The organism is Nocardioides luteus (genome assembly GCF_015752315.1).
Taxonomy (GTDB): domain Bacteria; phylum Actinomycetota; class Actinomycetes; order Propionibacteriales; family Nocardioidaceae; genus Nocardioides.
The window spans coordinates 3,393,677-3,413,206 of sequence record NZ_JADOVJ010000001.1 but is presented as its reverse complement, the minus strand read 5'-3'; the positions used below and the strand labels follow the sequence as shown (position 1 = coordinate 3,413,206).

The 19,530-nt window shown below is 72.5% G+C and carries 11 protein-coding genes and 1 pseudogene; 5 read left to right on the top strand and 7 right to left on the bottom strand.

What is annotated here, in order from left to right:
• The first annotated feature begins 44 nt into the window (after positions 1-44).
• Positions 45-2,732 carry a DNA polymerase I gene (gene polA, locus HD557_RS16340; protein WP_196874659.1) on the top strand — a complete coding sequence of 896 codons (2,688 nt, stop codon included), beginning with the start codon at positions 45-47 and terminating at the stop codon, positions 2,730-2,732.
• A 175-nt stretch (positions 2,733-2,907) separates the two neighbouring features.
• Here polA and HD557_RS16335 read toward each other — a convergent pair whose 3' ends face one another.
• Genes HD557_RS16335 through HD557_RS16310 form a run of 6 tightly spaced genes read right to left on the bottom strand, consistent with a single transcriptional unit; the run spans position 2,908 to position 11,502 of the window.
• Entirely contained in the window at positions 2,908-4,092 is a 1,185-nt protein-coding gene (locus tag HD557_RS16335) for a vWA domain-containing protein (RefSeq protein WP_196874658.1), read from the bottom strand.
• Positions 4,089-6,332, bottom strand: a complete 2,244-nt coding sequence (locus HD557_RS16330; RefSeq protein ID WP_196874657.1) for a DUF5682 family protein — start codon at positions 6,330-6,332, stop codon at positions 4,089-4,091. The genes HD557_RS16335 and HD557_RS16330 overlap by 4 nt, the downstream gene beginning before the upstream one ends.
• Positions 6,329-7,417 (bottom strand): ATP-binding protein, encoded by a 1,089-nt coding sequence (locus tag HD557_RS16325; RefSeq protein ID WP_196874656.1) that lies wholly within the window; start codon positions 7,415-7,417, stop codon positions 6,329-6,331. Before HD557_RS16325 ends, HD557_RS16330 begins: the two co-directional genes overlap by 4 nt.
• On the bottom strand, positions 7,414-8,883 hold the full coding sequence (locus HD557_RS16320; protein ID WP_196874655.1) for a DUF5691 domain-containing protein: 1,470 nt from the start codon (positions 8,881-8,883) through the stop codon (positions 7,414-7,416). The genes HD557_RS16325 and HD557_RS16320 overlap by 4 nt, the downstream gene beginning before the upstream one ends.
• Positions 8,880-10,208, bottom strand: a complete 1,329-nt coding sequence (locus HD557_RS16315) for an SWIM zinc finger family protein (protein WP_196874654.1) — start codon at positions 10,206-10,208, stop codon at positions 8,880-8,882. The genes HD557_RS16320 and HD557_RS16315 overlap by 4 nt, the downstream gene beginning before the upstream one ends.
• A gap of 49 nt (positions 10,209-10,257) precedes the next feature.
• Entirely contained in the window at positions 10,258-11,502 is a 1,245-nt protein-coding gene (locus HD557_RS16310) for a lipopolysaccharide biosynthesis protein (RefSeq protein WP_196876444.1), read from the bottom strand.
• A 130-nt stretch (positions 11,503-11,632) separates the two neighbouring features.
• Between HD557_RS16310 and HD557_RS16305 the strand changes: the two genes are divergently transcribed.
• Together HD557_RS16305 and HD557_RS16300 are read left to right on the top strand one after the other, a co-directional pair.
• The gene (locus HD557_RS16305) at positions 11,633-13,309 is read left to right on the top strand and encodes a hypothetical protein (RefSeq protein ID WP_196874653.1); all 1,677 of its coding nucleotides are present in this window, start codon (positions 11,633-11,635) and stop codon (positions 13,307-13,309) included.
• Between the two features lie 20 nt (positions 13,310-13,329).
• The gene (locus HD557_RS16300) at positions 13,330-13,485 is read left to right on the top strand and encodes a hypothetical protein (RefSeq protein WP_196874652.1); all 156 of its coding nucleotides are present in this window, start codon (positions 13,330-13,332) and stop codon (positions 13,483-13,485) included.
• A 69-nt stretch (positions 13,486-13,554) separates the two neighbouring features.
• Here the strand turns inward: HD557_RS16300 and HD557_RS16295 are convergent, their stop codons facing one another.
• Positions 13,555-14,712, bottom strand: coding sequence for a glycosyltransferase family 4 protein (locus HD557_RS16295; RefSeq protein WP_196874651.1), 1,158 nt, complete (start codon positions 14,710-14,712; stop codon positions 13,555-13,557).
• 135 nt (positions 14,713-14,847) lie between these two features.
• Between HD557_RS16295 and HD557_RS16290 the strand changes: the two genes are divergently transcribed.
• Both HD557_RS16290 and HD557_RS29200 read left to right on the top strand, forming a co-directional pair.
• The gene (locus HD557_RS16290) at positions 14,848-15,633 is read left to right on the top strand and encodes a class I SAM-dependent methyltransferase (protein WP_307785639.1); all 786 of its coding nucleotides are present in this window, start codon (positions 14,848-14,850) and stop codon (positions 15,631-15,633) included.
• Positions 15,552-18,800: pseudogene (locus HD557_RS29200) on the top strand (alpha-(1->3)-arabinofuranosyltransferase domain-containing protein); the annotation flags it as partial. The gene HD557_RS16290 and the pseudogene HD557_RS29200, both read left to right, overlap by 82 nt.
• Between the last annotated feature and the right edge of the window lie 730 nt (positions 18,801-19,530).

Below are 19,530 nucleotides of genomic sequence, written 5' to 3'. Positions count from 1 at the left end.
CGGCGGTTGAGCCTGTTGTCGGTGGTCGTGGATAGAGTCGGACCGTGGCTGATGTGACGCGTGACCGACTGCTCCTTCTCGATGGGCACTCGCTGGCCTACCGGGCCTTCTTCGCCCTGCCGGTGGAGAACTTCTCGACCGTCACGGGGCAGAACACCAATGCCGTCTACGGCTTCACCTCGATGCTGGTCAACGTGCTGCGCGACGAGACCCCGACCCACGTCGCGGTCGCCTTCGACCTGTCGCGGCAGACGTTCCGGTTGGAGGAATACTCCGAATACAAGGCCAAGCGCAACAAGACCCCCGACGAGTTCAAGTCCCAGCTGCCGCTGATCCAGCGGCTGCTCGACGTGCTGCACATCCGCCACCTGTCCGTCGCGGGCTACGAGGCCGACGACATCATCGCGACCCTGGTGACCCAGGGGCTCGAAGCCGGGATGGAGGTGCTGATCCTGACCGGCGACCGCGACTCGCTGCAGCTGGTCACCGAGTCCTCCACCGTGCTCTACCCGATGCGCGGCGTCTCCGACCTGGCGCGGATGACGCCGGAGGCCGTCGAGACGAAGTACGGCGTCCCGCCGCACCGCTATCCCGAGCTGGCCGCGCTGGTGGGGGAGGACTCCGACAACCTGCCCGGCATCCCGGGAGTGGGGCCGAAGACCGCCGCCAAGTGGATCAACACCTACGACGGCCTCGACAACGTGATCACCCACGCCGACCAGATCAAGGGCAAGGCCGGCGACAACCTCCGTGCCCACCTCGGTGACGTGATGCGCAACCGGCGGCTCAACGCGCTGGTGCGCGACCTTCCGCTCGAGGTCGGCCCGACCGATCTCGGCCGGGTCGAGTGGGACCGCGCGGCCGCGCTCGAGCTCCTCGACGAGCTCGAGTTCCGTGGCGAGATCCGCACCCGGATCACCGACGTGCTCGCGCCGGAGGACGACGTCCCGGTCGACGAGAGCGGGTTCGCGCTGGAGGGCGAGACGCTGGCCCCCGGCGCCGTCGGAGCCTTCCTGGCCGAGCTCGGGACCACGCCGGTCGGTCTGCACGTGCGCGGAGCCTGGGGTTCCGGCACCGGCCGCGTGGACGGGTTCGGCTTCGCGACGCAGGAGCGTGCGGCGTACGCGGGGGTGGAGGGGTTCACCCCCGAGGACGAGGCGGCGCTGGCCGGCTGGCTCGCCGACGCCACGAAGCCCAAGATCATGCACGACGCCAAGGGGCCGGAGCTGGCGATCGACGCCCACGGCTGGTCGCTGCGCGGGCTGGTGACCGACACGGCGCTCTCGGCCTACATCGTGGCTCCCGACCAGCGCTCCTACGACCTCGCCGACCTGACCCTGCGCTATCTCAAGCGTGAGCTCAAGCAGGAGGACGACGGCGGCCAGGAGTCGCTCTTCGGCGACGACGAGGTCGGCGGTGACGGGGTGGCGACGACCTCGATGCTCTACGCCCGGGCCGTGCTCGACCTGGCCGCTGAGCTCGACTCGGCGGTCGAGGCCGCCGGCGGACACCGGCTGCTCTCCGAGGTGGAGCTTCCGCTGCTGCACCTGCTGGCGCGGATGGAGAAGACCGGCATCGCGGTCGACACCGAGCACCTCGACGCGCTGGAGCGCCACTTCGCCGGCCAGATGAAGCAGGCGGCCGACGAGGCCTACGGCGTGATCGGCAAGGAGATCAATCTCGGCTCGCCCAAGCAGCTGCAGGTGGTGCTCTTCGACGAGCTCGATATGCCGAAGACGAAGCGCACCAAGACCGGCTGGACCACCGACGCCGACGCGCTCCAGCAGCTCTACGTGAAGACCGAGCACCCGTTCCTGCTCGCGCTGCTGCGTCACCGCGACGTCACCCGGCTGCGGGTCACGATCGAGGGCCTGCTGAAGACCGTGCAGGACGACGGCCGGATCCACACCACCTTCAACCAGACCATCGCGGCCACGGGACGGCTCTCCTCGACAGAGCCCAACCTGCAGAACATCCCGGTACGCACCGAGGAGGGCCGCGGGATCCGCAAGGGCTTCGTCGTCGGTGGCGGGTTCGAGTCCTTGATGACGGCCGACTATTCGCAGATCGAGATGCGGATCATGGCCCACCTGTCCGAGGACGAGCTGCTCATCGAGGCGTTCCGCTCCGGGCGCGACTTCCACTCGATCACCGCGGCGCGGGTCTTCGGCGTCGATCCCGACGCAGTCTCGGTGGAGCAGCGGGCCAAGATCAAGGCGATGAACTACGGCCTCGCCTACGGCCTGTCCGCCTTCGGTCTCTCCCAGCAGCTCGGCATCGAGCCTTCGGAGGCCAGGGGGCTGATGGAGGAGTACTTCGAGACCTTCGGCGGCATCCGCGACTACCTGCGCAGCCTGGTCGAGGAGGCCCGGCGCACGGGCTACACCGAGACCATCATGGGCCGCCGCCGCTACCTCCCCGACCTGCTCTCCGACAACCGTCAGCGGCGGGAGACCGCCGAGCGGATGGCGCTCAACGCCCCGATCCAGGGCTCCGCCGCCGACCTGATCAAGGTCGCCATGCTGCGGGTCCAGGCCGCCATCGACGAGGCCGGCCTCTCCTCCCGGATGCTCCTCCAGGTCCACGACGAGCTCGTCTTCGAGGTGGCGCCCGGCGAACGCGAGGCGCTGGAGTCCCTCGTACGCGCCCAGATGGGCTCCGCCGCCGACCTCAACGTCCCCCTCGACGTCTCCGTCGGCACCGGTCTGTCCTGGCACGAAGCCGCCCACTGATAGCCGAGGCGTCACCCGCGTCGGCCGAGACGGCAGTTGTGGCGTACGAATCGGTAGTTCTGTAGGCCGAATCTGTCGTTGTGGGCGACGAAACTCGATCTTCGTCGCCCACAAGTACGGTTTCGGCCGCCATTACTGCCGTCTCGGCCGACGCGGGTGACGCCTCGGCGGAGGGTCAGTCGGTGGGGGCGGCGGTGGTGATGTCGTTCTCGCTGGCCCAGGTGCCGAGGTCGCGCTTGTCGATGGCGGCTGCCATGAGGTCGGGGAAGAGGTCGGGGGTGCAGGCGAAGGCGGGGATGCCGAGGTCGGCGAGGGCGGCGGCGTGGTCGGCGTCGTAGCTGGGGGCACCGGAGTCGCTGAGAGCGAGGAGCGCGACCATGGTGGCGCCGGAGTCGGTGATCTCGCGGGAACGGCGCAGCATCTCCTCGCGGATGCCGCCCTCGTAGAGGTCGCTGATCAGGACCAGGACCGTCTCCTCGGGCTGCTCGATGAGGCTCTGGCAGTAGGCGAGGGCGCGGTTGATGTCGGTGCCGCCACCGAGCTGTACGCCGAAGAGGACGTCGACGGGGTCGTCGAGGTCCTCGGTCAGGTCGATGATCTCGGTGTCGAAGGCGACCAGCTTGGTCTCGACGGAGCGGAGCGAGGCGAGCACGGCCCCGAAGACGCTGGAGTAGACGACCGACTCGGCCATCGAGCCGGACTGGTCGATGCACAGGATGATGCGTCGCTGCGTCTGCTGGGCCTTGCGGGCGTGGCCGACGAGACGCTCGGGTACGACCGTGCGGTGCTCGGGGAGGTAATGCTTGAGGTTGGCGGCGATCGTACGTCCCCAGTCGATGTCCGCGGGCCGCGGGCGACGCGTGCGCGCGGCCCGGTTGAGGGCACCGGTGACCGCCTGCACCGTCTGCGAGCGGAGCCGGGCCTCGAGCTCGTCGGTGACGGTGCGTACGACCGCGCGGGCCGACTCACGGCTGTGCTCGGGGATCACCCGGCCGAGGCCGATCAGGGTGGAAACGAGGTGGATGTCGGGCTGGACCGCGTCGAGCATCTCGGGCTCGGTGAGGAGCTGGTGGAGGCCAAGGCGGTCCATCGCGTCGCCCTGCATCACCTTCACGACCGAGGTGGGGAAGTAGGTGCGGATGTCGCCGAGCCAGCGTGCGACCCGGGGAGCGGACCCGCCGAGCCCGGCGCTGCGGCCCTTCGGCTGCTCGCCGTAGAGCTGCTCGAGCGCCTCGTCGCGGGCACGGTCCTCGGCGGTCAGCGACATGGGCGTTCCGTCGGTCCCGGCACCGAGCGGCTCGTCGGCGTCATCGCCGAGCACCAGGCGCCAGCGAGTCAGGCGGTCGCGTTCGGGGCTCATGCGGGCTCCAGTTGCAGCAGGTCGGCGACCCGCGCGGCGGCGGGCAGCGCGAGGTCGAGATCGAGGGTGGCGGTGTGGGTGAGGTCGGTAGCCGCGTCGAGGTTGCGTACGCGGCCACCGATCTGGCGGCGTTCGGGTGACTGGAAGCGGGAGAAGGTGCGGCGCAGCAGCGGCAGCAGGTCCTCGAAGGTCGCCTCATCGACGCTCGCGACCCATTCGTCGAGCAGCCGGAGCAGCTCGATCTCGTGGAGCAGGAGCAGCGCTTCCCCCTCGAGCAGCCCCTCGACCCAGGAGGCGGCATGCTCCGGCGTGGTGCCGCGCGAGAGCTGGCGGCTGAGCCGCGCGGAGACGATCTCGATGCCCACCTGCTCGGCGTCGAGCAGGATGCGGTTGACCCGTCCTGCGACCAGGCCGTGCACCTGGTCGTCGGCGCTGAGCGCGACGAGAGCCTGGTCCCAGGTCGCCACCCACGCCGGGACCCCGGATCCCTCCTCGCCGACCAGCGACACCCCGCGGTGGGCGGCGTCGAGCGCGCCCTTCATGGCCGCGGCCGCGTCGTCGTCCAGCGAGGTGCAGGCGGCCCGCAGCCCGGCGGCGGCGCGGAGCACCACGGTGTGGAGCACTCCGGCGACCACGCCGGTGTCGGAGCCGCGTACGTCGCCATAGCGCTGGGTCCGCGCCAGCGGCTCGATCGCCCGGAGCAGGGAGAGGGTGTCGTGCTGGTGCGCGGTGCGCTCGGCGAGAGCCGTGATCGCGGCCTCGAGCCCGGCCGGGAGGTCGGCGACGAGGGCCTGGTCGATCAGCTCGGCCAGCGTGCCGAGGTCCTCGGCCTGCGCCGCCCGCTCGGCCACGAGCCCCTCGGCGGCGGCCACCACGGTGGTGCCGTAGAGCCCGGCCTCGACCAGACGTACCGCGAACTCCGGCTGCCACTCCAGCGTCCAGGCCTCCTTGAAGGTGCCCTTGGTGCCGCCCCGGTCGGCCTCGGTGGCCCAGTCGATGCCGAGCAGCCGCAGGCGGTGGAGCAGCAGCGACCGCTCGCGCTGGGCCTCGCGGCGCAGGTCGAGCACCACGGTGGTCTCGGCTGCGGACGGCTTGAGGCGGAGGCGTTTCTGCTGGCGGGCGAGATCCTGGGCGAGCGGCACCAACGGCGCCGACTCCGGCACCTGGCCGAGCTCCTCGCCGACCACGAGCGTGCGCTCGACCAGCGCCAGCGGCAGCCGCGAGCCCTCGCACAGCACGGCGACGGTGGCGTCCTCGAGCTCATCGAGACCGGCTGAGGGCCGGCCGCGGACGGCGGCGAGCGCCTCCGCGAGGCGTGCGGCCTCCACGACCGTCGCCGGAGCCGCGGCGAGTCCCTCGGAACGGAGGACCCGAGCGACGCGGGTGAGCCAGCCGGGGACGACGTCGGCCGGGGTGCCGGCGTGCCAGTGGGCGTAGAGGTGCTGATACCAGCCGGGGGAGGTGACGCCGGCGCCGTAGCCGGACTCGGCGGCGAGCCGGCCGGCGGTCCAGGGCGCCCAGGTCGCGGTGACCTTGATCCTCGGCAGGCCCTTGAGCAACGCGTTGTCGTCGGCGACCTTGGGCCAGGCCGACGGGTGCAGGACCGGGGCGTGATAGGCGCCGCAGACCATCGCCACCCGCTCGCGTCCTTCTCGTCTGGCGGCGCGCAGGACCTTGCGCATGTAGGCCTCGCGGCGAACATCACCCGGCGAGGCCGGGTCCTGGGCACGGATCTCGGCCATCGCCTCGCGGATCGCGGTGAACCGGCTCAGCGAGGACTCGGCCCGGTGCTCGACCGCGTCCTCCCAGAAGCGCTCGGGGTCGTCGTAGCCGGCCGCGCGGGCGAGCCGGGAGATCGGGTCGGAGCCCACCGGGCGAGGCCGGGGCCGCTCTTCGGGTTGCCCCGCGGGGGCGAGGAAGTGGGTAGCCGGAAGGTCGGCGAAGCGAACATCGACGCGGTGCTCCAACGCCCATCGCATGGCGACCCACTCGGGGGAGAAGAACGCGAACGGATAGAACGCCGAGCGCCGCGGCTCCTCGACCGCATAGACGAGCGCCGCGACCGGCGGCACCAGGTCCGGGTCCGCGGCGAGCCCGAGCAGCGAGTCGAGCTCCGGTGGTCCCTCGATCACGACCAGGTCGGGGGAGAGCTCCTCGAGCGCGGCCGCGACCGACCGGGCGGAGCCCGGCCCGTGGTGGCGCACGCCGAGGATCTCGAAGGCGCAGCTCCGGTCGGTCACACCAGCTCCCGGCAGGCGCGGTAGAGATCGGCCCAGCTCGGACGGTCGCGGACCACGGTGTCGAGGTACTCCTGCCACACGATCCGGTCCTGCACCGGGTCCTTCACCACCGCGCCGACCAGCCCGGCCGCTACGTCGTCGGCCCGCACCACGCCGTCGCCGAAGTGGGCGGCGAGCGCCACGCCGTTGGTCATCACCGAGATCGCCTCGGCGGTCGAGAGGGTCGCGGAGGGCGACTTCACCGACGTACGTCCGTCGGCGGTGACGCCCGAGCGGAGCTCGCGGAAGATGGTGACCACGCGCTCGATCTCGGCCAGCTGGCTCAGATCGGCGGGCAGCGAGAGCGAGGCACCGAGCTGCTCGACGCGGCTGCGGACGATCGAGACCTCGTCGTCGAGGGTGTCCGGCAGCGGCAGCACGACCGTGTTGAAGCGCCGCTTGAGTGCGGAGGAGAGGTCGTTGACGCCCTTGTCGCGGTTGTTGGCGGTGGCGATGAGGTTGAACCCCTGCCGCGCCTGGACCTCGTCGTCGAGCTCGGGGACGGGCAGCGTCTTCTCCGAGAGGATCGAGATGAGCCCGTCCTGGACGTCGGCGGGGATGCGGGTCAGCTCCTCGATGCGGACGAGGGCGCCGGTCTCCATCGCCCGCATCACCGGGCTCGGCACCAGTGCGTCCCGCGAGGGGCCCTCGGCGAGCAGGCGGGCATAGTTCCAGCCGTAGCGCAGCGACTCCTCGGGAGTGCCGGCGGTGCCCTGCACGACCAGCGTCGAGTCGCCCGAGATCGCCGCGGCCAGATGCTCGCCCACCCAGGTCTTGGCCGTGCCGGGAACGCCGAGCAGTAGCAGCGCACGATCGGTGGCCAGCGAGGCGACCGCGATCTCCATGAGGCGGCGGGCGCCGACGTACTTCGCGCTGATCGTCGTGCCGTCGGGCAGCTCGCCGCCGAGAAGATAGGTGGTCACCGCCCACGGGGAGAGCCGCCACCGGGGCGGGCGGGGGCGGCCGGTCTCGGCATCGTGGGCGGCCAGAGCGGTGAGCTCGGCGGCGTAGGCGTCCTCGGCGTGGGCGCGAAGAATGTCGGTCACTTGAAGGCCTCCGTGATGGCGTGGACGAGGGAGAGGTGCTGGATGAGCTGGTTGCGCTGCCTGGCGAGCGAGTCGGGCAGCCGGTGCAGGTCGGGAACGATCTCGGGCGGCATCTGCGCGGCCAGGACGGCGACCGACCTGGCGAGCTCGCGTTCCCGGGCGGCGAGGAGATCGAGGACCGTACGGCTGAAGTCGAGGCTCCAGGGACCCGGAACGGCGCCGAGCCGGGCCGAGATGGTCGTCCCGCCCGTGCCCGACCCCGCGCCGGTGATGAGCTGGCGCAGGACGAGCGCCTCCCGGTCGGCGCTCGGCACGATCTCGAGGAGCTCGCCGCGGTGGACGTCGCCGAGCAGCGCGCGGGCCCAGTCCGGGTCGCGGCGGGCGATGACGGCGCTGATGATGCCGGCGCGGGCGTCGGCGTCGGTGATCATCGCCCAGGTCGCGTCGGGGTCGCGGCCGGTGGCGTCTGTCCAGATCTCGAGCGGGGCACCCGCCGCGAGCTGCCGCAGCCAGTGGCCGCCCTGGGAGCGGCCCCGCGGGGCTTTGTCGAGCCCGTCGCGCACGGCCGTGGCGTCGGCCCCGGTGGGCAGCTCGACCTCCACCGTCTTCCGTACGATCCCGGTGACTCCGACGAGCGGGCGCAGCAGCGCGCCGAGCCGCTGCCCGCGTGCCGAGCCGGGCAGGGCGTCGAGAAGATGCCGAGCCGCCAGACGTACGTCCGCACCCCGGTCATCGAGCGCCCGCTCCAGGAACGGCTCGTCCTCGAGGCTCAGGCCGGTGCGGAGTGTCTTGATCAACGTGGCCCGGTCGGCCGCCTTCTCGCCGGCCCAGACCGACTCGAGCCGCTCCCGGGCAGCGGCCGGGTCGACGGCCCGCAGCCGGGTCAGCATCTCGGCACGAGCGGCGGTCGGCTGCCGCGCCCAGGCTGCATCGTCGAGAGGCTCTTCACCCGCACCGGCAGCAGCTCGTGCCGAGGCGATCATCGGGCGCCACCGGCGCCGGTTGGCGACCAGCCAGACGCCCCGCGCATCGGCCGCCGTCAGCGCGTCCCGGTGCAGCTCGGGCCGGGGCAGCGCCTGGTCCAGGAGCCGGGGGAGCAGTCGCGCCGGCACCCGGTAGCCGGCCGCGTTGGCACAGGCCAGCCAGTGGGCGAGGAGGTCGCCGCGCAGGTCGGCACCGCCGGGGGTCTGGTTGAGCACCAGCTCCAGCAGCTGTACGCCACCAGCCGGCGCGACCGGAAGCCGGTCGGCCGGGGCCGCCGCCGGTGCGGACCCGGTGCGAAGCAGCCGGCCCGAGCGCACCATCGCTCCGCCGACGGCCGCGGCGTCGAGCAGCGCGGTCTGCGCCGAGCTGCCCCGCCGCTCCGGGATGGGCAGCGTCTCGGGCGCCGACGGCAGCCCGCGCCGGGCCGTGCCCAGCACCGCAGCCGCCGTCACCGCGTCCCACCACTCCTCGGTCGTGCTCACAGCGCCACCAGCTCTCCGTCGGATCCGTCCTCAGCGCTCACGACCGTCAGCATCCTCAGCCCGTCGTCCTGGATCTCCCCGAACGCGGTCACCGGATGGCCTCCGGTCAGCGCGAGGAGGCGCCACCACGTCCCCGGATCGCCGAGCAACGGCACCTGATGACCGGCGTCGTCCACCACGAACGGCGGCTCGTCGCCCTCCGGCACCGACGCGGCGACGCGGACCACGACCGGAGCCCGGTCGGCCCACGGGTTGCCGGCCCGGAGCGCCGCCAGCGCGGCTCGCGCGCCGGCCAGATCGGTCGCCGTCCCCAGGTCGGACGTGGCCGGAAGGGCCACCGGCTCGGAGGCGAGCACCACCCGGCGTGGCGCGTGGCCCGGATAGAAGCCCACCGACGCCTCCAGCCGCGCCCCGGCCAGCCGGGCGATCGGCAGCGGGTTGCCACCCGCGGCGAAGTCGAGGAGAAGCACGGTCTCACCCGAGTCCGAGCGCAGCCAGGTGCGCTGTTCGATCAGGTTGCCGCGCTCGTCGCGATGCGCCCCCAGCACGGTCCACACGTCCGCGTGCACCCCGGCCTCCAGGACCTGGGCGGTCGGTGTCGCCCAGCCGATCACCGCGCGCAGGTCGCCCTGGGTCTCGGTGTCCAGCGAGTCCCAGGACCGCCAGGCCTGCGCGGCGGTCCACCAGCGGCCCACCTCGATCAGCAGATGCTCGGCCCAGTCCTCACGCCGGTTGATCGCCGCCGCCATCTCCCGGACCCGTTCGCCGAGCCCGGGCAGCTGCGCGTCGACCAGCCGGGAGGCGGCGGCGTCCCACCAGGTCCACGGCTGCGCCTTCGCGGTGGCGAGCCCGCCTCGCACCAGGTCCTCCAGCCACAGCACCAGGTCCTCGACGCCGCCGTCCATCAGCGCCCGGCGCTCCGCGGCCCGCCGTGCCTGGGCGGCCTTGTCCACCGGCTTGGCCGGTGCCGCGGCACGCTCAGCCGCGCCCGCGGCACGGGCCGCACGCTGCGAGGCCCACTCCGAGGCGTACGCCTCCGGCTGGTCGACCTCGCCCACCTGCGCCCCGGCCCACAGCAACAGCAGCGCGATGGCGTGCTTACAGGGGAACTTCCGCGACGGGCACGAGCACTTGTAGGCAGGGCCGGTGAGGTCGACGCTCACCTGGTAGGGGTTCTTGCCCGAGCCCTGGCACTTGCCCCAGACCAGCACGTCGGTGGCACCCGTCTCCGACCAGGGTCCGGGCGTGGCGAGCTTGCGGGCGGCGTTGAGCGACCCGGCGTCGGGAGCGGCCTTCTCCACGGCATCGATTGACCAGCGAGGCATGATGCGCACATCTAAGCCTGCCCCGCCGACAGTTTGGTGAAATCGCAGATCAGTCGCGGTGAGGCGTCTGGCTGAGCCGCCAGAAGGTGGCCGCCAGCAGTACGGCGGCGAGGGTGGCGTCGATGCTGAGGACCGCCCAGACCAGGCCCTCCGCGGTGGACTGCACGGCGCCGAGGCCGAGGACGGCGGCGACCGCGATCCACAGGAGGTACGCCGAGAGCCGGCTGCGCCGGGCCAGCACGGAGTAGACGAGCAGCTGGAGCACGGACAGCACCGTGCCGAGGATCGCGAAGACCCACAGGAGCCCCTCGATCTCGGCGTAGTCGGGGCCGCCGATGAAGATCATCGCCAGCCAGGACAGCAGCCAGGAGCCGGCGGTCGCGCACGCGCCGAGACCGGCGACCAGCGCCAGGGACTTGAGCAACGCGGAGCGGCGGCTCGCCTCGGCCGACATCGACGGGAAGGCGATGATCACCACGAACTGGGGCAGGAACAGCACGGCCTTGGTGAGGATCAGGCCACCTGCGTACAGGCCGGAGACGTGGTCGGAGAGCACGTTGCGCGCGATCAGGATGTCGACGTTGGAGAGCGCGAAGAAGCCGAGCAGCGCGAACGACCCGTGCAGCATCTCCACCACGACGGGCTTGATCGGACCGGGCTTCGCCTCCACGGAGGACGTACGCCGCCGCAGCACCCACCAGCCGACGATCGCCGGTGCGAACTGGGCCAGCGCGACACCGGCCATCGCGGCGCCCTCGGTCGGACGGATCCACATCGCGGCGGTGGCGACCACGACCCGGGGGATGCCGAGCGCCAGGTAGATCATCGCCAGGCCGAGCCAGCGGCGCTCGCCCTGCAGCACCCCGGCCTGGCCGCCCATGATCGTCAGCGGCACGGCGCACACCGCGACCAGCAGCGCCGGGTAGATCGAGTCCAGGCGCAGCATCCGCCACACCAGCGGTGAGGCGATGAGCATGACCGCACCGACGACGACGGCCGCCCGGTAGGTCGCTCGCAGCACCGTCCGCTCGATGGCGCGCTCCTGGCCGGGGGTCTCGGTCACCCGCCGCGAAGCCGTTGCCTGCATGCCGAGCTGGACCACGCCGGCGACGAGGAGCAGCGACATCATCGAGGCGACGCCACCGTACTGTCCGGGGCCGAGGATCCGGGCGGCGATGATCTGGAATCCGTAGGTCGCGACGTTGGTGACCATGATGCAGACCGCGAGGAAGCCGCTGCTGCGGATGAGCGCAGACAGCCGGCGCCGGCGGGCGCTGGTCGGGCTGGCGGTCATCGTGGGCACTTGGAAAGCCTAGGGTGCGTCAGGTCACATGCCGGCACCGGCATCCGCCCAGGACCGGAACTCGTTCGCCACAACTGACGTCTCGGCCTGCAGAAGTGACGTCTCGGCTTAGGGTGGCGGCGTGAGCGAGCGGGTGGTGCCGACCTTGTGGGCGGGCGTGCTCGCGGTGCTGATGCTGGGGCCGACGCTGGGGCCGGGGTTCGTGCTCAGCTACGACATGGTGTGGGTGCCCGACCTCGCGCTGACCCGCGACGTACTCGGCCTCGGGTCGGCGCTGCCGCGGGCGGTGCCCTCGGACGCGGTGGTCGCGGTGCTGGACGAGGTCGTGCCGGGTCTCGTGCTGCAGAAGATCGTCCTGCTGGGGGCGCTGGTGCTGGCCGGGGCCGGCTCCGCGGAGCTGGTGCGCGACCGCTCGCTCGTGGCGCGGCTGGCGGTGGTGAGCCTGACCATATGGAGTCCGTACGTCGCCGAGCGCCTGTGGATGGGTCACTGGCCGATGCTGCTGGCCTATGCCGCGGTGCCCTGGCTCGTGGTCGCCGGCGGCCGGTGGGCCGCGGGGAGTCCGGGCCCGGTGTGGATGCTGCCCGTCCTCCTCGCCGGAAGCCTGAGCGCGAGCGCCGGCATCGTCTCGGGCGCGGTCCTCCTCGCCACCGGCCTGCGCCGGGGCCGGCGCCCGGCGCTGCTGCTGGCCGCGGTGGCGGCGGTGAACGCCCCCTGGATCGTCGCCGGCCTGACCCACACGTCCCAGGCGGCGTCTGCCACCGGGTTCGACGTCTTCGCGCTGCGTGGCGACGCCCTGCCAGCTCCGCTGGCCGCGTTGTCGCTCGGCGGGATCTGGAACACCTCGGTCGTCCCGGCGAGCCGGGAGGGCTGGCTCGCCTGGGTGGCGCTGGTGCTCCTGGTCGCGCTGGTCGCAATGGGAGGTCGGCGGTGGTGGAGATCCGAGAGTCGGCGGGTCGCGATCCTGGCGCTGTGGGCCACGGGTCTGGCGATCGCCGTCGCCGGCTGGGCGGCACCGGAGGCGCTCGACGCCCTCGCTCGAGACGTCCCCGGTCTCGCGCTCCTCCGCGACAGCAGCCGGCTGCTCCCGCTGTGCCTGCCGCTGCTGATCCTCACGGTGGCCGCCGGGGTGGAGGCGCTGGGGGAGAGGCTGCGCGGATCAGCCCCGAGATGGGCGGCGGCCGCGGTCGTCGTGCTCGTCCCGGTGGCAGTCCTTCCCGACGGTGCCTGGGGCCTGGCGGGTGGCGTCGGGACCGCCGACTACCCACGCGAATGGCACCAGGCGCGCGCGGCGCTCGCCGAGGAGACGGCTCCGGGCGACGTACTCGTCCTGCCCTGGTCCGCCTACCGCGCGCCGTCGTGGAACGACGGCCGGCCCGTGCTCGACCCGCTGCCGCGGATGCTGACCCGGGCGAGCGTCGTGAACGGCGACCTGGTCATCGGCAGCAGGGTGATCCGAGGGGAGGACCGGCGGGCGGAGGAGGTCGCCGACGCGCTCACCGGGACCGACGCCGCGGGACAGGTCACCAACCTGCGCCGGCTCGGGATCGGGTACGTCGTCACCGACCGGTCCGCAGGCGATGCGCCACAGATCGCCGGCGAGACGGTCTACGAGGGCGGTGGCATGCTCGTCCAGCGGCTGCCCGAACGCGAACACCGGATGCCCGAGACGAAGGTCGGCCCGGCCATGGCAGGAGCGTGGGCGGCGTACGGCCTGGCCTGGCTCGCCGCCGCAACATCAACAGTTTTGCTACTGATCAGTATGGGTCGCCGGCCGGCTGCTAAGGTTCGCGGCTAGGAGAGGGAGGTCACATATCCATGGGCAACATCATTGCCATCGTCGCCAGCATTCTTGTGGGCGGCGGAGTCGCCGCAGCGACCATCGTCGGAGTCGTCACCAGCAACACGGACAACACCGTCGAGAATCCTCCGAGCGTCTCTGAGTCGACGGTTCAGTACGGCACCAACGACTGAGCACGACGAAGCAGAAGGGGCCCGGCGGTTTCCGCCGGGCCCCTTCGCCGTCTCGATGACGGAGAGACGTCAGTCCGCGCCGACCACGCGCCCCTGCAGGGCCGAGGCGAGCACGGCGTTGAAGTTGAGCTGGCTCTGCTCCCAGGTGTGCTTGCGGGCGTGCCAGCGGGCACCCTCGGCCAGCTCCTTGCGACGGATCTCGTCACCGAGCAGGTGGTCGAGCGCGGCCACGAACCCGGCCTGGTCGTCGACCAGCACCCCGGACTCGCCGTCGTCGATCGACTCCGTCGTCCCGCCGGCGTCGCGGAAGGCGACCGTCGGAGTGCCGTGCTGGGCGGCCTCGGTGACCACCAGACCCCAGCCCTCCTTCAGCGACGGCAGCGCCATCAGCCAGGACCGCTCGTAGACGGCTTCCTTCGTCTCCTCCGAGACGTGCCCCAGCATCTCGACGAAGTCCCCGGCCCCTACCCGGGAGACGTACGCAGCCAGCTCGTCGGCCCACCAGCCACCGCCGACGATGCTGAGCCGCAGGTCCGGGTAGGTCTCCCGCAGCGCGACCACCGCGTCGACCGCGAGCTCGACCCGCTTGTGCGGCACCAGGCGTCCGACGACGCAGACGGAGGGGTGCTCGGTCTTGGCCGGCTGGTCGCTCAGCGCGGGCGCGGCGCCGTTGTGCACGACGGCGACCCGGGCGGGGTCGACGCCGAGCGTGGCCAGCTCCGCGCGGGTGGCGCGGGAGACCGCGACGTACTGCTTGCGGCGGTAGAGCCGCGGCGCCAGCCACGACTCGATCCACCAGCCGACCCGTCCGGACAGCCCCGGGTAGACCACCGGCCACTGCTCGCGGTGGACGTGGTGGACGAGCACCGTGACCGGCGCCCGGGTGCCGAGCGGCGTGAAGAACGGCAGCCCGTTCTGCACGTCGATGACCGCGTCGACGCGTCCGATCGGGCCCAGCCGGCCCAGCGCCAGCAGCAGCACGCCCCACAGATAGATGCTGAGCTTGCCGCCGCGGCGTACGTAGCGGACACCGTCGCGCTCCTCGCGGGCACGAGCGCCCGGATAGGCCGCGGTGAACACGGTCACCCGCGCTCCGGCACCGACCAGGCCGGCGGTGATCTGGTGGAGGTAGAGCTCGGCCCCACCGGCTTCCGGGTTGTCAGAATCGCGCCAGCTGAACACAGCGACATGGCCGCCGTTCAGCTGCGCTCCCTCGTTGGCGCGCAAAATACAGTGCTCCCCTGGATCTCGCAGTTCCCCGCTGCTGAGTGCTCCCTCCCCAGGGGTCACGCAGTTACTGGAGAGTAGGACATTTCGTGACCAAATGCACACCCTCTGGGGTAATCGGTTAGGGTTCCCGCCGTGCCGAACCTTCTGGACCCCCAGCGCGACGCCCCGGCCGGCACCGGCTGGAAGGCGACCCTGCGGCGCTCCGTGCGTCTCTTCAGCGACTTCCGCGTGGAGCAGACCGACCCGGCACGCTTCTACACCGCGCTGGCGGCCGACTCGGTCGGCCAGCTCGCGCACTACACCGACGGTGAGACCCTCGAAGGCACCGTCCTGCTCGACGTCGGCGGCGGTCCGGGCTACTTCCGCGACGCCTTCATGAAGGCCGGCGCGACCTACCTGGCGCTGGACGCCGACGCCGGCGAGATGCAGGGTGCCGGGATCGTCGCCGAGGGCAGCATGCTCGGCGACGGGATGCGGCTGCCGGTCCGCACCGGCTCGGTCGACGCCTGCTACTCCTCCAACGTGCTCGAGCACGTCCCGACCCCGACCGCGATGCTCGACGAGATGCTCCGGGTCACCAAGCCCGGGGGTGTCGTCTTCTGCTCCTACACGCTGTGGTGGGGCCCCTGGGGCGGCCACGAGACCAGCCCGTGGCACCTGCTCGGCGGCCGCTACGCGCGCCGCCGCTACCTGCGCGAGCACGGCCACGAGCCCAAGAACAAGTTCGGCGAGTCGATGTACGCGGCGACCGCCGCCGCCGGGCTGCGCTGGGCGCGCGCCCAGCGCAAGGCGGGCAACGCCGAGATCCTGGCTGCGGTTCCGCGCTACCACCCGGCGTGGGCGGCGTGGCTGATGCGGGTCCCGGTGGTGAGGGAGGTGCTCTCGTGGAACCTCCTGCTCGTGCTGCGCAAGACGTGACCCCTTCGGCCACCTCCCCCCTGAGGATCTCGGCGTACGTCGCGATCCTGACCGCGATCACGTTCACCCAGGCCCCGGGCCGGATCGTCGCGGACACCAAGTTCGACCTCAGCGCCGACCCGTGGGCCTTCCTGGCCCGGGCGCTGCACATGTGGGACGCCCAGGGCGCCTTCGGCCAGGTGCAGAACCAGGCGATCGGCTACGTCTGGCCGATGGGGCCCTTCTACGGCCTGGGCCAGCTGGCCCAGCTGCCGGAGTGGGTGATCCAGCGGCTGTGGTGGGCGCTGCTGCTCAACCTGGCGTTCCTCGGTGTCCTGGCCGTGGCAAGGGAGCTGCAGCTGGGGCGGCCGTGGGCGCAGGTCGCGGGTGCCGCGGCGTACGTCCTGACGCCGCGCGTGATGACCATCCTCGGTGCCAACTCGGTCGAGCTGTGGCCGACCGCGGTGGCGCCCTGGGTGCTGCTCGCGGTCATCCGGGCCAGCGGGACCACCACCACGAAGGACCTGCTGCGCTGGTGCGCGCTGGCCGCTCTCGCGGTCGCGTGCGCGGGCGGGGTCAACGCGACCGCGGTCTCGGCGGTGCTGGTCCCCGGGGTGATCTTCCTGCTGACCCGCACCGGCCTGCGGCGGTTCGCCGCCCTCGTCCTGTGGGGTGTGTTCACCGTCTTCGCCACCCTGTGGTGGACGATCCCCCTGGTCCTCCAGGGCCGCTACATCCCGCCGTTCCTCGACTACATCGAGACCGCGGCGGTGACCGCCTCGACCACCGGACTGCTGCCGACGCTGCTCGGCACCTCCGACTGGGTCGCCTACGCCGACCCGATCTACTACCCGGCCGGACAGAGCCTGCACGCCACGCCCTACCTCGTCCTCGACGCCGCCGCCGTCGTCGCGATCGGGCTGGCGGGGCTCGCCGGCGTGGGCCGCGGCCGCCGCCACCCGGAGAGCCGGTTCCTCATCGGCTGCGTGCTGGCCGGCGTCGTCCTGGTCGGGATCGGCTACACCGGCGCGCTGGCCGGCTGGGGCGCCGAGGCCCGTCAGGACCTCGTCGACGGTGCCCTGGCCGCGGTGCGCAACAGCCACAAGTACGACGCCGTGCTCCGCCTCGGGCTGGCGGCCGGGGTCGTGCTCGCCGTCGAGACCATCCTCTTCCGTGCCGGCCTGGCGCGCGCCTCGGGGACGAGCACCAGGGCCGCGCAGTGGCTGCGGACCGTGTTCGTCATCGCTGTGGCCGCCTCGCTGGCCGGACTGGCCGTGCCCTGGGTGCGTGGCCAGGTGCCGCCGCCGGGGTCGATCGAGAACGTGCCGGGCTTCTGGACCGACGCGGCCGACCACCTCACCGAGACCGACGACGGCGGCGTCACCCTGGTGCTCCCGGCGGCCCGGTTCGGCGACTACCTGTGGGGCAGCACCCACGACGAGGTGCTGCAGCCCTACGCCGACTCCCGCTGGGCCGTACGCGGCGTGGTGCCCCTGGCCGAGCCCGGCAACGTCGTCTGGCTCGACCGGGTCACCGAGGAGCTCGAGCGCGGCACCGCGAGCGCGGATCTCGCGCCGATGCTGGCCAAGGCCGGCGTCACCCGCCTGCTGGTCCGCAACGACCTGCACTGGGGCACCACCGGAGCCCCGCCGCCCTCGCTGGTGCACGCGACCCTGGACCAGTCGCCCGGCCTGACCCGGGAGGCGCGGTTCGGCTCCGACTTCGGCAACACCACCTACCACCGCGAGAACGGCACCCGGGTGCTCGTCGACGGAGGACTGGCGGGGGAGTACCCCCCGATCGAGATCTACCGGGTCGACGACGCGTCGGCCGGAGCCACCCTGATCCCCGCTCGCACGACCGTGATGGGCGACCCCGGCGAGCCCGCCAGCGGCGCCCAGGCGGTGCTGACCGCCGACGACACCCGGTCGGCCGACGACATGGCAGGGGAGAAGCCCGACGTCATCCTCACCGACGGGCAGCGGCGGCGTACGACCATCTTCTCCGGTGTCCGCGCCAACTCCTCCTCGACCCGCACCGCCGAGGAGGGCGTCGACTCCGATCAGCCCGAGAGCTTCCACCGCTACCTGGAGGACCAGGAGCGGTGGCAGAGCACCATGGTCTGGCGCGGTGTCGAGGCCGTCGAGGTCTCCAGCTCCGCGGCGACCCCGAGCGATCTCCCGGTCGACCGGGGCCGGGCCCCCTCGGCCGCGCTCGACGGTGACCCCGACACTGCATGGCGCACCGAGACCGGATGGGGACACAGCCCCGAGGGCGCCTGGCTCCGGGTGCGCTTCGAGGACGAGACCGACCTCGGCAGGGTCACCATCAGGCTGCCCGACAACGTCGTCGGGGTCGAGCGGCTCGAGCTCGTCGCCGGCGCCCAGATGCGCAAGGTCTATGCCCCGCAGCCGGGGGCGGAGGCGACGTACGACCTGACCGGGTTCAGCGCGCGCAACCTCACCATCACCGCCCGCGGCGCCACCGCCTACGGGCCCTGGGGGATCAGCGAGCTCGACATCGAGGGCGTCGACGCGCAGCGCCTGGTCGCGCTGCCCACGCCCCCCGACGACACCACGATCCGCAAGATCCGGCTCGGCCGCGACACCGACCGCAGCGGCTGCATCGACCAGGAAGGCGTGCTCTACTGCGAGCCGTTCCTGGCCGACACCGGAGACGACGGCGACAACCTCGACCGGCTGGTCACCCTGACCCGCGACCAGTCCTTCCACGTCAGCGGCACGGTGTCGCTGCGCCGCGATCACGCCTACGCCGAGGCCGCCGCGGCCCTCACCCGTGTCGACATCACCGCCCCGAGCAGTGGCGACATCGCCCAGTCGGCGCTCGCGATGATCGACGGCGACGACGGCACCTCCTGGCGCGCTCCGTCGACCGACCCGGCCGCGGTGACTCTCCGGCTGCCCGAACGGCAGCGGATCCGGTCGCTGCGGCTCGTCGTCAACGAGGCCGCCCCGGTCAGCATCCCCACCGAGGTCGAGATCACCGACCTGCGCCGCCCCAAGCGCACGGTCACCCGCGAGGTCGGCGAGGACGGCGACGTCGCCGTGCCCAAGGGCTGGCGCACCGACCGGCTCCGGATCCGGATCACCGAGACCGACCCCGCCTACGACCAGCCCTCGAGCCTGGCCGACGCCACCGAGCTGCCGGCCGGCATCTCCGAGCTGCAGGTCAACGGTCGTGCGCTCGGCGACGGGCGGCTGCGGGCGGGCTGCGCCGACGGGCCCCACATCCGCGTCGGCGACCGGCTGCTGCGTACGTCGGTCGACGGGTCGCTCTCCGACCTGCTGCGCGGCGGTGAGGCGTCCCTGAAGGTCTGCGGCACGACACCGCTCGCGCTGGTCGCCGGTGAGAACACGCTCCTCGCCGACCCGGCCCCGATCGCCTCGGGCTCCTCTTCGGCAGGTGGTGCGCTTCGGTTCGACAGCCTCGAGCTCAGCGCCGAGGTGATCGCGGAAGCCGAGCCCCCGGCCGCGGTCGAGGTGGAGCGGGACGAGCGCGACGCCGCGGTCTCGGCGACCGTCTCGGCGGAGACCTACGACCGGGTCCTCGTGCTCCCGCAGAACATCAACACCGGTGCCACCGCGACCCTGGACGGCAAGGCCCTGCGCGCCCAGCGGGTCGACGGCTGGCAGCAGGGCTGGATCGTCCCCGCCGGAGCAGCGGGAGAGGTACGTTTCGGCTTCGCCCCCGAGGGCACCTACCGTGCCGGGCTGCTCGCCGGTGCGGGCGGCGCGGCGCTGGTCCTGGCGCTCGCGCTGGTGACCTCATGGCGCCGCCGCGGCACCCCGCCCAGCCTCGAGCTGTTCCCGGTGGCTGCGCCGTGGCGGTGGTACGACGGCGGGCTGCTGATCCTCGTGGCCGGTCTTCTCGCCGGCTGGTGGGGTGCGCTGGCCGCCG